This window comes from Pseudomonas sp. B20(2017) (assembly GCF_002113125.1).
In the GTDB taxonomy this organism is placed as follows: Bacteria; Pseudomonadota; Gammaproteobacteria; order Pseudomonadales; family Pseudomonadaceae; genus Aquipseudomonas.
In genome coordinates, this window is the sequence record NZ_NEJP01000009.1 from 26697 (window position 1) to 40585 (window position 13889).

Annotated in this window: 14 protein-coding genes and 1 pseudogene; 7 read left to right on the forward strand and 8 right to left on the reverse strand. The window is 60.8% G+C overall.

From position 1 onward, the window contains the following. Positions 1-4: 4 nt before the first annotated feature. A complete protein-coding gene (locus CAF63_RS14685) occupies positions 5-1150 on the reverse strand; it encodes an MFS transporter (RefSeq protein ID WP_085685890.1) in 1146 nt (381 codons plus the stop codon). Between the two features lie 184 nt (positions 1151-1334). Then, positions 1335-2828 (reverse strand): aldehyde dehydrogenase, encoded by a 1494-nt coding sequence (locus CAF63_RS14690; protein ID WP_007954454.1) that lies wholly within the window; start codon positions 2826-2828, stop codon positions 1335-1337. 234 nt (positions 2829-3062) lie between these two features. On the opposite strand from CAF63_RS14690, the gene CAF63_RS14695 reads away from it, so the two are divergent. After that, positions 3063-3425: a cupin domain-containing protein gene (locus CAF63_RS14695; RefSeq protein WP_085685892.1), complete on the forward strand. Its 363-nt coding sequence runs from the start codon at positions 3063-3065 to the stop codon at positions 3423-3425. Positions 3426-3498: 73 nt separating this feature from the next. Here the strand turns inward: CAF63_RS14695 and rpmG are convergent, their stop codons facing one another. Continuing rightward, positions 3499-3654, reverse strand: a complete 156-nt coding sequence (rpmG, locus tag CAF63_RS14700) for a 50S ribosomal protein L33 (RefSeq protein ID WP_003177274.1) — start codon at positions 3652-3654, stop codon at positions 3499-3501. Between the two features lie 11 nt (positions 3655-3665). After that, positions 3666-3899, reverse strand: a complete 234-nt coding sequence (gene rpmB / locus CAF63_RS14705; protein WP_003177273.1) for a 50S ribosomal protein L28 — start codon at positions 3897-3899, stop codon at positions 3666-3668. 445 nt (positions 3900-4344) lie between these two features. Here rpmB and CAF63_RS14710 point away from each other — a divergent pair, with 445 nt between their 5' ends. Beyond that, positions 4345-5931 (forward strand): ABC transporter substrate-binding protein, encoded by a 1587-nt coding sequence (locus tag CAF63_RS14710; RefSeq protein ID WP_085685894.1) that lies wholly within the window; start codon positions 4345-4347, stop codon positions 5929-5931. Positions 5932-6057: 126 nt separating this feature from the next. On the opposite strand, the gene radC is transcribed toward CAF63_RS14710, so the two are convergent. After that, entirely contained in the window at positions 6058-6732 is a 675-nt protein-coding gene (gene radC, locus CAF63_RS14715) for a DNA repair protein RadC (RefSeq protein WP_085685896.1), read from the reverse strand. A 134-nt stretch (positions 6733-6866) separates the two neighbouring features. Here radC and coaBC point away from each other — a divergent pair, with 134 nt between their 5' ends. From coaBC to argB, 4 genes and pseudogenes are all read left to right on the forward strand, one after another. After that, complete coding sequence (gene coaBC, locus CAF63_RS14720) at positions 6867-8075, forward strand: bifunctional phosphopantothenoylcysteine decarboxylase/phosphopantothenate--cysteine ligase CoaBC (RefSeq protein WP_085685898.1); 1209 nt, start codon at positions 6867-6869, stop codon at positions 8073-8075. A gap of 5 nt (positions 8076-8080) precedes the next feature. Next, complete coding sequence (gene dut, locus CAF63_RS14725; RefSeq protein WP_007954445.1) at positions 8081-8536, forward strand: dUTP diphosphatase; 456 nt, start codon at positions 8081-8083, stop codon at positions 8534-8536. A gap of 257 nt (positions 8537-8793) precedes the next feature. Beyond that, positions 8794-10170, forward strand: a pseudogene (locus CAF63_RS14730) (phosphomannomutase/phosphoglucomutase); the annotation flags it as partial. A 24-nt stretch (positions 10171-10194) separates the two neighbouring features. Continuing rightward, positions 10195-11100 (forward strand): acetylglutamate kinase, encoded by a 906-nt coding sequence (argB, locus tag CAF63_RS14735; RefSeq protein WP_007954443.1) that lies wholly within the window; start codon positions 10195-10197, stop codon positions 11098-11100. A gap of 70 nt (positions 11101-11170) precedes the next feature. On the opposite strand, the gene pyrE is transcribed toward argB, so the two are convergent. Beyond that, positions 11171-11815, reverse strand: a complete 645-nt coding sequence (gene pyrE, locus CAF63_RS14740; RefSeq protein WP_007954442.1) for an orotate phosphoribosyltransferase — start codon at positions 11813-11815, stop codon at positions 11171-11173. A gap of 82 nt (positions 11816-11897) precedes the next feature. On the opposite strand from pyrE, the gene CAF63_RS14745 reads away from it, so the two are divergent. Further along, positions 11898-12677, forward strand: a complete 780-nt coding sequence (locus CAF63_RS14745) for an exodeoxyribonuclease III (protein WP_007920349.1) — start codon at positions 11898-11900, stop codon at positions 12675-12677. A 63-nt stretch (positions 12678-12740) separates the two neighbouring features. Here CAF63_RS14745 and CAF63_RS14750 read toward each other — a convergent pair whose 3' ends face one another. Both CAF63_RS14750 and rph read right to left on the reverse strand, forming a co-directional pair. After that, positions 12741-13109 carry a DUF4870 domain-containing protein gene (locus CAF63_RS14750; protein ID WP_085685902.1) on the reverse strand — a complete coding sequence of 123 codons (369 nt, stop codon included), beginning with the start codon at positions 13107-13109 and terminating at the stop codon, positions 12741-12743. 29 nt (positions 13110-13138) lie between these two features. Beyond that, a complete protein-coding gene (gene rph, locus CAF63_RS14755; protein WP_003229494.1) occupies positions 13139-13861 on the reverse strand; it encodes a ribonuclease PH in 723 nt (240 codons plus the stop codon). Between the last annotated feature and the right edge of the window lie 28 nt (positions 13862-13889).

The window sequence follows — 13889 nt, forward strand, 5'->3', positions numbered from 1 at the left end:
CTCATCAAGCGGGCTCCGGCACCTTGCCGAACGCCCCTTGCCGCGACAGCAGAATCACCAGCCCGAATGCCCCGGCCGCCATCAGCCACGGCAACGCATGCCCGCTGATCCACTGACTGCCGGCCCCCGCCATCAACGGCCCGATCAGGCAGCCAACGCCCCACAGTTGCGCGACATGCGCGTTGGCGCGCACCAGCGCATCGTCGCGATAGCGCTCGCCGATCAGAATCAGCGACAGGGTGAACAAGCCACCGGCACTGGCGCCGAACAGCACCCACAGCGGCCAGATCAGCAAAGTGTCGAGCAACATCGGGATCGCCAGACTCGACAACATCAGCACCACAGCGCAGCCGGTGAACAAAGCCCGCCGCGACAGGTAGTCGGCCAGCGCACCGATCGGCAATTGCAGCAGCGCATCGCCCACCACCACGGTGCTGACCATCGCCAGCGCGATTTCGGCGGTGAAACCCTGTTGCAGGCAATACACCGGCAACAGCGTCAGGATCATCGCCTCGAACGCGGCGAACAGCGACACCGCCCAGGCGATTGCCGGCAGTTCGCGAGCGAAACCCCACAGATCGCCGAAGGTCACGCTGCTGGCCTCGCTGCTTGGCGCGCCGCTGCGGCCCAGCAGCAGAAACGGCGAAGCGATCAGCAGACCGACACCCACCCAGAAACCATAATCGTGATCCGTGCCCAACGCGCCCAACAGCAACGGACCAGACAGTTGGCTCAACGCATAACTGCTGCCATACAGAGCGACCAGTCGCCCGCGCCAATGCTCGACCACCAGTTGATTGATCCAGCTCTCGCCGAGGATGAATACGATGGTCAGAACCACGCCGATCATCAGCCGCAGCACCAGCCAGATCGGGTAGCTCGGCAGCAACGCCAGCAGGCCGATGGACAGCGCCCCGGCCCACAGACACAGGCGCATCAGGTTCGCGGTGCCGAAGCGCGCCGCCAGATGACTGGAAATCTTCGCCCCCAGCAACACGCCAATGGCCGGCATCGCCGCCATGACACCGATGGCGAACGAACCATAGCCCCAACCCTCCAGACGCAACGACACCAGCGGCATGCTGACACCGAGGGCCAGGCCCACACTCAAGACAGACGCCAACACGGCGAAATACGTCGCCCAACGCATGGTCCACGCTCCTGTGGATAATTTTTATGTGCACCACAAAACACTGTGGGAGCGAGCTCGCTCGCGATAACGGTTTCACATTCAGCAAATGTGCTGACTGATACACCGCTTTCGCGAGCAAGCTCGCTCCCACAGGGATCTTTGTATCGTTCGAGAGCCTGCCTGAGCAGGCTCCCTCAACGGTTTACAGCTTGATCCAGGTCGCCTTCAGCTCGGTGTATTTGTCGAACGCGTGCAGCGACTTGTCACGGCCGTTGCCCGACTGCTTGAAGCCGCCGAACGGTGCGGTCATGTCGCCGCCATCGTACTGGTTGACCCACACGCTGCCGGCACGAAGTGCCTTGGCGGTCAGGTGCGCCTTGGAAATGTCCTGAGTCCAGACTGCCGCCGCCAGGCCGTAAGGCGTGTCGTTGGCGATGTTGATCGCTTCCTCGGCCGTGTCGAAGGCGATGACCGACAGCACCGGGCCGAAGATTTCTTCCTGGGCAATCTTCATTGCATTGCTCACGCCGTCGAAAATCGTCGGCTCGACGTAGGTGCCACCGGTTTCCTGAAGAATGCGCTTGCCGCCGGCCACCAGTTTGGCGCCGTCAGTGTGGCCCGACTCGATATAGGACAGCACGGTGTTCATCTGCTGGGTATCGACCAGCGCGCCAACGTTGGTGGCCGGATCCAGCGGGTTGCCCGGTTTCCAGGTTTTCAGCGCTTCGATCACCATCGGCAGGAATTTGTCCTTGATCGAACGCTCGACCAGCAGACGCGAACCGGCAGTGCAGACTTCGCCTTGGTTGAAGGCGATGGCGCTGGCGGCGGATTCGGCGGCGGCTTGCAGATCCGGCGCATCGGCAAACACGATGTTCGGGCTCTTGCCGCCGGCTTCCAGCCACACACGTTTCATGTTCGATTCGCCGGAATAGATCATCAGTTGCTTGGCGATCTTGGTCGAACCGGTGAACACCAGGGTGTCGACATCGTTATGCAGAGCAAGCGCCTTGCCGACAGTGTGACCGTAGCCCGGCAGCACGTTCAGCACGCCTTTCGGAATGCCGGCCTCGACCGCCAGTTCGGCGATGCGGATGGCAGTCAGCGGGGACTTTTCCGACGGCTTGAGGATTACGGAGTTACCGGTCGACAGGGCCGGGCCGAGTTTCCAGCAGGCCATCATCAGCGGGAAGTTCCACGGCACGATGGCACCCACCACGCCGACTGGCTCACGGGTCACCAGACCCAGTTGGTCGTGCGGAGTGGCGGCGACTTCGTCGTAGATCTTGTCGATCGCTTCACCGCTCCAGCTCAGGGCTTGGGCGGCACCCGGCACGTCGATGTACAGCGAGTCGCTGATCGGCTTGCCCATGTCGAGGGTTTCGAGCAGGGCCAGTTCTTCGGCGTGCTGCTTGAGCAGGCCGGCAAAACGGATCATGGTGGCTTTGCGTTTGGTCGGCGCCAGGCGCGACCAGACACCGGAATTGAAGGTGGCGCGGGCGTTTTCCACGGCGCGCTGGGCGTCGGCGGCGTCACAGCTGGCAATCTTGCCCAGCAGACGGCCATCGACCGGGCTGATGCACTCGAAGGTCTCGCCGGAGACGGCATCGGTGTACTCGCCATTGAGGTAGGCGCGGCCTTCGATCTTCAGGTCGCGGGCGCGTTGTTCCCAGTCGGCACGAGTCAGGGTGGTCATTCGAGTGTCCTCCTCTTGTTCAATACGAGCGCCGCGATCGTCGCGGTCGTCCTCAGGAATACTGCCCGGCCAGCCTGCTTTCGGCCCAAGGCATCCGCCACCCTAAACCAGCGGCCGGGGTTGTTTCAATATATTTGACATAAGCTCGCCATACGGCCTTGCAGCGTTCAATTTAATCAACATAGACTTTGGCCCTTTCACGCCACCGCGCCGTCATCACGGGAGAAAACAACAATGAACATCCAGAACGTCGTCGACATCAGCCTGACCACCACCGAAGCCGAACGCTATCGCCCTGACCCGGCCAAAGTGCTCAGGGGTGATCCCGAGCAGGCGGTGTTCAATCAGTACGACAGCCCTTGTGGGCAAATGGGCGTCGGCGTGTGGGAAGGTGCGGTGGGTCAGTGGACGGTGAATTACACCGAGCACGAATACTGCGAAATCCTGCAGGGCGTATCGGTGCTGCGTGACGGCGAAGGCAATGCAAAGACCCTGCGCGTCGGCGACCGCTTCGTGATTCCGGCCGGTTTCCGTGGCACCTGGGAAGTGCTGGAAGCTTGCCGCAAGGTCTATGTGATCTTCGAACAGAAGGCCTGAGGCCTTTTGCCAGGCAACAAAAAAGGCCCGTATCGTGAGATACGGGCCTTTTTCGTAAGTCGGGAAAAATCAATTACTTGATTTTGCCTTCCTTGTAGATCACGTGCTTGCGAACAACCGGATCATATTTCTTGATCTCGATTTTGTCCGGGGTAGTACGCTTGTTCTTGTCGGTAGTGTAGAAGTGACCAGTACCGGCGCTCGAGATCAAACGAATCAATTCACGCATGATTAGCTCCCTTAAACCTTGCCGTCGCGACGCAGCTCGGCCAGCACAACGCTGATGCCACGCTTGTCGATGATACGCATGCCTTTGGCGGAAACGCGCAGGCGTACGAAACGTTTCTCTTCTTCAACCCAGAAGCGGTGATGCTGCAGGTTCGGCAGGAAACGACGACGGGTTTTGTTGTTTGCGTGGGAAATGTTGTTCCCAGTCACCGGACCCTTACCGGTAACTTGACATACTCTAGACATGCCTCAGCCCTCTAAAACCACATGCCCAACCCGGCATGGGTTGGCCGCTTAATCTCTAGTCATTGTGGCGCCAGGCGCCGCGATTCTTTAGAGGTCTTACCGGCTACACCTACAAGCGAAGGAACCGGGCCCCTAGAAAAGAGCGCTGCTTTATACCAGAAAGACCACGGAGCAACAACTTTCCGTGTGCAAAGAATGGCTAAAAAGCCGCTTTTCCCGGCCGAAAGCGGCTTGGGCAAAGGCTGCCGGCAATTTTTACCATTCGTCGACGAAAAACGATCATACCCGCGATCGAGACTTTTCCTGCCGTCTCTTCCGACAAATCATCCGCCCAGAGCCCCGAAAATGCAAAAAGGGGATAGTCATTTGCAATCGCGACCACTAGGGTAGGCCTTTTCCAGACTGCACTTGCAGATGGGCCTTCGATCTGTAAAGGAAGCCGACCATGCGCCTCGCTGCCCTCCCCCTGCTCTTCGCCCCGCTGTTACTGAGTCCACTGGCCCAGGCCGCCGCCCTGAGCGTCTGCACCGAGGCCAGCCCCGAAGGCTTCGACGTGGTGCAGTACAACTCGCTGACCACCACCAATGCCTCGGCGGACGTACTGATGAACCGTCTGGTGGATTTCGACACTGCCAGCGGCAAGGTGGTCCCGAGCCTGGCCGACAGCTGGGAAGTCAGCACGGATGGCCTGACTTACGTGTTCAAACTGCACCCACAGGTGAAGTTCCACACTACCGACTACTTCAAGCCGACCCGTGAGCTGACCGCTGAAGACGTCAAGTTCAGCTTTGACCGCATGCTCGACCCGGCCAACCCGTGGCACAAAGTCGCCCAGAGCGGCTTCCCACACGCCCAGTCGATGCAGTTGCCGAGCCTGATCAAGAAGATCGACGCCCTGGATCCGCTGACCGTGCGCTTCACCCTCGATCACCCGGACTCGACGTTCCTCGCGACCCTGAGCATGGGTTTCGCCTCGATTTATTCTGCTGAATACGCCGACAAGCTGTTGAAGGCCGGCGCCACCGACAAGCTCAACAGCCAGCCGGTCGGCACCGGCCCGTTCGTGTTCACCCGGTTCCAGAAAGACGCGTCAATCCGCTACAAGGCCAACCCGGACTACTTCCGTGGCAAGCCGGCGGTGGATCCGCTGATCTTCGCCATCACCCCGGACGCCAACGTGCGCCTGCAAAAGTTGCGGCGTAACGAGTGTCAGATTGCCCTGTCGCCAAAACCACTGGACGTACAGGCAGCGAAGCAGGAGCCGACGCTGAAAGTCGAAAAGACTGACGCGTTCATGACCGCATTCGTCGGCATCAACAGCCAGCATCCACCGCTGGATAAACCGGAAGTGCGTCAGGCGATCAACCTCGCTTTCGACAAGGCCAATTACCTTAAAGCCGTGTTCGAGGACACTGCCGAAGCCGCCAACGGCCCGTATCCGCCGAACACCTGGAGCTACGCGAAGAATCTGCCCGGTTACCCGCACGACGTGGCAAAAGCCAAGGCATTGCTGGCCAAGGCCGGACTGAAAGACGGCTTCCAGACCACAATCTGGACGCGTCCGTCCGGCAGCCTGCTCAATCCGAACCCGAGCCTCGGCGCACAGTTGCTGCAATCGGATCTGGCGGAAATCGGCATTCAGGCGGAAATCCGCGTGATCGAATGGGGCGAGTTGATCCGTCGCGCCAAGGCTGGCGAGCATGATCTGCTGTTCATGGGCTGGGCCGGCGACAACGGCGATCCGGACAACTTCCTCACTCCGCAGTTTTCCTGTGCGGCGGTGAAATCCGGCACCAACTTCGCCCGCTACTGCAATGCCGACCTGGACAAGCTGATCAGCGCTGGCAAGACCACCAGCGAGCAAGGTGTACGCACCAAGCTTTATGAGCAGGCGCAGGCGCAGATCCAGCAGCAGGCGCTGTGGCTGCCGCTGGCGCATCCGACGGCGTATGCGCTGACGCGTAAGGACGTGCAGGGTTACTCGGTGAGCCCGTTTGGGCGGCAGGATTACTCCAAGGTCACCCTGAAGTAGCCCGCAACAACCCAAAACCTGTGGGAGCGAGCTTGCTCGCGAATGCAGTCTGTCAGTTACCGGATGAGGCGGCTGACACAACGCTATCGCGAGCAAGCTCGCTCCCACAGGGATACTGCATCACCCTCACATCCAGCCACACTCCGCCATCGACAATGGCTCCCCATCACCGACGATGAAATGATCGAGCACCCGCACGTCGATCAGCTCCAGAGCCTTCTGCAAGCGCTTGGTCAATAATCGATCAGCCTGACTGGGATCCGTGTTGCCCGACGGATGGTTGTGGCACAGGATCACCGCCGCCGCGTTGTTGGCCAGTGAGCGTTTCACCACTTCACGGGGATGCACGGCGGTGTTATCGATCGAGCCCCGAAACAACGCTTCGAAGGTGAGTACTTGATGCTTGGAGTCCAGAAACAGGCAACCGAACACCTCGTGCGGCTCGTGACGCAGCATCGCCTTGAGGTAATCGCGGACCACCTGGGGATTCTCCAGCGCCGTTTTCTGCCGCATGCGCTCGGCCAAATGTCGCCGCCCCATTTCCAGTACAGCTTGCAGTTGGGCGAACTTCGCCGGCCCCAGGCCCAATTGCTCGCTGAACGCCCCGAGATCAGCCTCCAGCAACGCACGCAGGCTGCCGAACTGGCTCAACAAGTGTCGCGCCAGATCCACTGCACTTTTACCGGAGACTCCGGTCCGTAGAAAAATCGCCAGCAATTCGGCATCGGAAAGACTTCCCGAGCCCTGCTCAAGCAGCTTCTCCCGCGGCCTTTCCGCCGCCGGCCAATCACGAATACTCATACACCTTCCTTGTCTGTGGGCGCCGCTGTTCCGTAGCGGTCGCTGTGATATCGTAGCCCATCTTTTTTGCGGGCGAATTCACCCTGGGGAGGGGGGTCGCCACGTATGTCACCAACGAAATGAAAGGCAGACCTATGCAGCGGCTGTATCGGAAACGCATCGTTCTGGGCGTCGGCGGCGGTATTGCTGCCTACAAGAGCGCCGACCTTGTGCGCCGCCTGATCGATCAGGGCGCCGAAGTGCGCGTGGTCATGACCCGTGGCGGCAGCGAATTCATCACCCCGCTGACCATGCAGGCCCTGTCCGGCCACCCGGTTCACCTGGATTTGCTCGACCCGGCTGCCGAAGCGGCGATGGGCCACATCGAACTGGCCAAATGGGCCGATCTGGTGCTGATCGCCCCGGCCACCGCCGACCTGCTGGCCCGTCTGGCCCAAGGCATCGCCAACGATCTGCTGACCACACTGGTACTGGCCACCGACGCCATCGTCGCGGTCGCCCCGGCCATGAACCAGGCCATGTGGCGCGACCCGGCGACCCAGGCCAACCTGCAACTCCTTGAAAGCCGCGGCCTGAAGACCTTCGGCCCAGCCTCCGGCAGCCAGGCCTGCGGCGACGTCGGCATGGGCCGCATGATGGAAGCCACCGATCTGGCCCAGCTCGCGGCGGACTGCTTCCAGCGTCAGGCACTGACCGGCAAGCACGTGGTGATTACCGCCGGCCCGACTCAGGAAAACATCGACCCGGTGCGCTACATCACCAACCACAGCTCCGGCAAAATGGGCTTCGCCCTGGCTGAAGCAGCGGTGGAAGCCGGCGCCCGCGTGACCCTGATCAGCGGCCCGGTGCACCTGCCGACGCCGGATCGCGTCAGCCGCATCGACGTGGTCAGCGCCCGCGACATGCTCGCCGCGTGTGAAGCCGCGATCCCTTGCGACATCTTTATCGCCTCGGCGGCGGTGGCGGACTACCGTCCGGAAGTCGTCGCCCCGCAAAAATTGAAGAAAGACCCTACGAGCGGCGACGGCTTCGTCCTGCAAATGGTGCGCAACCCGGACATCCTGGCCACCATCGCGACCCGTCCCGACCGTCCGTTCAGTGTCGGCTTCGCCGCCGAGACCGAACACCTGCTCGACTACGCTGCACGCAAGCTGAAGGACAAGAATCTCGATCTGATCGTCGCCAACGACGTCGCCAACCCGAGCATCGGCTTCAACAGCGAAGAAAACGCCTGCAGCGTCATCGACCGTGCGCTGCACGCCACGGTTTTCGCCCAGACCAGCAAGAGCAAGATTGCTCGCCAACTGGTCACTTTTATCGCCGAACGTCTGAACCAGGTTTAATTTACATGCACGCTTTGCAAGCCAAGATCCTCGACCCACGCATCGGTACCGAATTCCCGCTGCCGCAATACGCCACGCCGGGCTCCGCCGGCCTCGACCTGCGCGCCATGCTGCAAGAGGACATCGTGATCAAGCCGGGTGAAACCGTGCTGATTCCTACCGGGCTGTCGGTGTACATCGGCGACCCGAACCTCGCCGCGCTGATCCTGCCGCGCTCGGGCATGGGCCATAAGCACGGCATCGTGCTGGGCAATCTGGTCGGCCTGATCGACTCCGACTACCAGGGCCCGCTGATGGTGTCCTGCTGGAACCGTGGCCAGACCGAATTCACCATGCCGGTCGGCGAGCGCCTGGCGCAGCTGGTGCTGGTGCCGGTGGTGCAGGCGCACTTCGAAATGGTCGAAGAGTTCGTCGAAACCGAACGCGGCGCTGGCGGTTTCGGCCATTCCGGCACCAAGTGATTTGTTTTATGGCGAGGGAGCCTGCTCCTTCGCCATAAAAATACGCAGATTCATCTGGAAGCTTTACCGCAGAAAATCAAGGCATTGGCAGGCCGAAGCCACGCCACACAAGGCGTCATGGCCCTTTCACACCACGAACTCTCTGTGAAAACCGCCGTCATACCCTTCAGTTTGAGCTTGCCGTCGAATGAGTCGTCGGTGTGTCCAGCCACTTTCGAGATGGAGCATTTTCGCAGATGAGCACCCCCGCCCAAGTCGCCCCGAAGCTTCCCGACAGCATCTTCCGCGCCTATGACATTCGCGGCACCGTGCCGGAATTCCTCAATGGCGAAACCGCCTACTGGATCGGCCGCGCCATCGGCTCCCAGAGCCTGGCCCAGGGCGAACCGAACGTGTCCGTCGGCCGTGATGGCCGCTTGTCCGGCCCGGAACTGGTTGCCGAACTGATCCGCGGCATCGCCGAAAGCGGCTGCCACGTCAGCGACGTCGGCCTGGTGCCGACCCCGGCGCTGTACTACGCCGCCAACGTACTGGCCGGCAAGTCCGGCGTGATGCTCACCGGCAGTCACAACCCGTCGAACTACAACGGCTTCAAGATCGTGATCGCCGGCGACACCCTCGCCAACGAACAGATCCAGGCCCTGCACGAGCGCCTCAAGACTGGCAACCTGAGCAGCGGCACGGGCAGCGTGACCCAGGTCGAGATCCTCGACCGCTACAACACCGAAATCGTCCAGGACATCAAAATGGCCCGGCGCCTGAAAGTCGTGGTCGACTGCGGCAACGGCGCGGCCGGCGTGATCGCCCCGCAACTGATCGAAGCGCTGAACTGCGAAGTCATCCCGCTGTTCTGCGAAGTCGACGGCAACTTCCCGAACCATCACCCGGACCCGGGCAAGCCTGAGAACCTCGTCGACCTGATCGCCAAGGTCAAGGAAACCAAGGCTGACATCGGCCTGGCCTTCGACGGCGACGGCGACCGCGTCGGCGTGGTGACCAACACCGGCACCATCGTGTTCCCGGACCGTCTGCTGATGCTGTTCGCCCGTGACGTGGTGGCGCGCAACCCGGACGCGGAGATCATCTTCGACGTCAAATGCACCCGTCGCCTGATCCCGCTGATCAAGGAATATGGCGGTCGGCCGCTAATGTGGAAGACCGGTCACTCGTTGATCAAGAAGAAAATGAAACAGTCCGGCGCCCTGTTGGCCGGCGAAATGAGCGGGCACATTTTCTTCAAGGAACGCTGGTTCGGTTTCGACGACGGCATTTACAGCGCCGCACGGCTGCTGGAAATCCTCAGCAAGGAAAAATCCGACGCGGAAACGCTGTTCGCGACGTTCCCGAACGATATTTCCACGCCGGAAATCAATATCCATGTGACCGAAGAGAGCAAATTCAGCATCATTGATGCACTGCACGATGCGCAGTGGGGCCCAGGCGCCGACCTGACCACCATTGACGGCGTGCGGGTCGACTACGCCAAAGGCTGGGGCCTGGTGCGTGCGTCCAACACCACACCGGTGCTGGTGCTGCGCTTCGAGGCCGATGACGAGGCTGAATTGCAGCGCATCAAGGCTGTGTTCCATGCCCAACTGAAACGCGTTGCACCTGATCTCCAACTACCGTTCTGATTGCTGATTCACCCGGAGCCCTGAATGACCCTCGAACGCGATGCCGCCGCCAACACTGCCAAGGTCCTGTCCGAAGCGCTGCCTTACATCCGCCGATACGTCGGCAAGACCCTGGTGATCAAATACGGCGGCAACGCGATGGAAAGCGAGGAGCTGAAAACCGGCTTCGCCCGCGACATCGTGCTGATGAAGGCCGTGGGCATCAACCCGGTCGTGGTTCACGGCGGTGGCCCGCAGATCGGAGATCTGCTCAAGCGCCTGTCGATCGAAAGCCATTTCGTCGACGGCATGCGCGTCACCGACGCCGCGACCATGGACGTGGTGGAAATGGTCCTCGGCGGTCAGGTCAACAAAAGCATCGTCAACCTGATCAACCGTCACGGCGGCAGCGCCATCGGCCTGACCGGTAAAGACGCCGGGCTGATTCGTGCGAAGAAGCTCACCGTCACCCGCCAGACCCCGGAGATGACCCAGCCGGAGATCATCGACATCGGCCATGTGGGCGAAGTGGTCGGGATCAACACCGAACTGCTGAATCTGCTGGTCAAAGGCAACTTCATCCCGGTGATCGCGCCGATCGGCGTGGGTGAGAACGGCGAGTCGTACAACATCAACGCTGACCTGGTGGCCGGCAAGGTTGCCGAAGCGCTGAAAGCCGAGAAGCTGATGCTGCTGACCAACATCGCCGGTCTGATGGACAAGTCGGGCACCGTACTGACCGGCCTGAGCACCCAGCAAGTCGACGACCTGATCGCCGACGGCACCATCTACGGCGGCATGCTGCCGAAGATCCGCTGTGCTCTGGAAGCGGTTCAGGGCGGCGTGGGCAGCTCGCTGATCATCGACGGTCGCGTACCAAACGCGATCCTGCTGGAAATCTTCACCGACACCGGTGTGGGCACGCTGATCAGCAATCGCAAGCGCCCATAAGCGCTCGCGTAAACAAAAAGACCCCGCTCAGCCTGGCTGAGCGGGGTCTTTTTTTTGCCTGAAGCTGCGATCAGACGCCGAACTGGGCGCGATAGGCTTCAACGGCTGGCAGGTGTTGCTTGAGCTGCGGATCGTCAGCCAGGAATTCCAGCACCTGGTTCAGCGACACAATGCTGATGACCGGGATACCGAAATCACGCTCGACTTCCTGAATTGCCGACAGCTCACCGTTGCCGCGCTCCTGACGGTTCAGGGCGATCAGCACGCCGGCGGCCTTGGCGCCGTCCTGGGAGGCGATGATCTGCATCACTTCACGGATCGCGGTGCCAGCGGTGATCACGTCGTCGATGATCAGCACTTCGCCGGTCAGCGGTGCGCCGACCAGGCTGCCACCTTCGCCGTGGGCCTTGGCTTCCTTGCGGTTGAAGCACCATGGCAGGTCACGGTTGTGGTGCTCGGCCAGCGCCACGGCAGTGGTTGCCGCCAGCGGGATACCTTTGTAGGCCGGGCCGAACAATACGTCGAACGGAATGCCGCTCTCGGCGATGGCTGCGGCGTAGAAACGGCCCAGCTGCGCCAGCGCGGAACCCGAGTTGAACAGGCCGGCATTGAAGAAGTAAGGACTGGTGCGCCCGGACTTCAGGGTGAACTCACCGAAGCGCAAAACGCCGCGATCGATGGCAAAACGAATGAAATCGCGCTGATACGCTTGCATGAAAAAAACCCCAAATACCACGGATTTAGCTAATTAGCTTGACGCCGTGTATCATACACGCACGCGATTTTTGGGGCCATTTATGCGGATCATCAGTGTGAACGTCAATGGTATTCAGGCTGCAGTCGAGCGCGGTTTGCTCAGTTGGCTGCAGGCACAGAATGCCGACGTCATCTGCCTGCAGGACACCCGTGCCTCCGCCTTTGAACTGGACGACCCAGCCTTCCAACTGGATGGCTACTTCCTTTATGCCTGCGATGCTGAAGTCCCTGCCCAAGGCGGCGTGGCTTTGTATTCGCGGTTGCAACCGAAGGCTGTCATCAGCGGTCTCGGTTTCGAGACGGCCGACCGCTACGGGCGCTACCTGCAAGCAGATTTCGACAAAGTCAGTATTGCCACCTTGCTGCTTCCTTCGGGGATGAACGGCGATGAGGACTTGAACCAGAAGTTCAAGCTCATGGACGACTTCGGCAAGTACCTGGACAAGCAGCGGCGCAAACGTCGCGAGTACATTTATTGTGGCTCGCTGTACGTCGCGCAGCAGAAGCTCGACATCAAGAACTGGCGCGACAGCCAGCAATCCCCGGGTTTCCTGGCGCCGGAACGCGCCTGGATGGACGAGATTGTCGGCAACATGGGCTACGTAGATGCCCTTCGCGAAGTCAGCCGCGAAGGCGACCAGTACAGCTGGTGGCCGGACAACGAACAGGCCGAGATGCTGAATCTGGGCTGGCGCTTCGACTACCAGATCCTGACCCCGGGCCTGCGGCGCTTCGTGCGCAGTGCACGCCTGCCGCGTCAGCCTCGGTTCTCGCAACACGCACCGCTGATCGTCGACTACGACTGGACGCTGACCATCTGAGCGGCCTTTCGCAGACACAAAAAAACCGACATCACTGTCGGTTTTTTTGTGGGCGATCGTTCGTTATTTGATCAACCGCCAGGTGAACGGATAACGGTACGGGAAACCTTCGTTGGCCTTCACCCCACCGATGATCGTCAGCACCAGCGCCGCAATGGCCAGCAGGCCGAACAACACGAACCCGATAAGCACCAGCATCAGCACGAAACAGATCATCGAAGCGATCGCCACGGTAATCTGAAAATTCAACGCTTCCTTGCCCTGGGCGTCGATGAACGGATCGGTTTCGCGTTTCATCTGCCACAGGACCAGCGGCCCGATCAGCGTGCCGAACGGAATCCAGATCCCCAGCAAGGCGGACAAGTGACAAAACATCGCCCATTGACGAACCTCCTGGCTCGGTTTGGGCAGCAACTCTTGCTCATCACTCATCGCGTCCTCCTTGCGGGTTACGAACCTGCTCAGTCGGCCAGTGCAGCCTTTTGCAGCTCGAAGATCTCGTTCATGCCTTTTTTGGCCAGTTCCAGCATCGCGTTCAGCTCTTCAGGCTGGAACGGCGCGCCTTCGGCGGTGCCCTGCACTTCGATGAAACCACCGGTGCTGGTCATCACCACATTGAGGTCGGTCTCGGCGGCAGAGTCTTCAAGATAGTCCAGATCCAGCACCGGCTCGCCCTGGTACATGCCCACGGAAACGGCACCGATCATTTGCTTGAGCGGGTCGCCGCCCTTCAGACCGCCACGTTTCTTGATGACTTTCAAGGCATCGACCAGCGCAACCATGGCGCCGGTGATCGACGCGGTACGGGTGCCGCCGTCAGCCTGGATCACGTCGCAGTCGACGTACAGGGTGACGTCGCCCAGCTTGGACATGTCCAGCGCGGCGCGCAGGGAACGGCCGATCAGGCGCTGGATTTCCAGGGTACGACCGCCCTGCTTGCCACGGCTCGCTTCACGCTGGTTACGCTCGCCGGTGGCGCGCGGCAGCATGCCGTACTCGGCGGTCAGCCAGCCCTGGCCCTGTCCTTTGAGGAAACGCGGCACGCCATTTTCGACGCTGACGGTGCAGATGACTTTGGTATCACCGAATTCGACCAGTACGGATCCCTCGGCGTGTTTGGTGTAGTTGCGGGTAATGCGGATCGAGCGGAGCTGATCGGCAGCGCGACCACTTGGACGTTTCATAGGAGATACCTGTACTGGGGACGGAAAA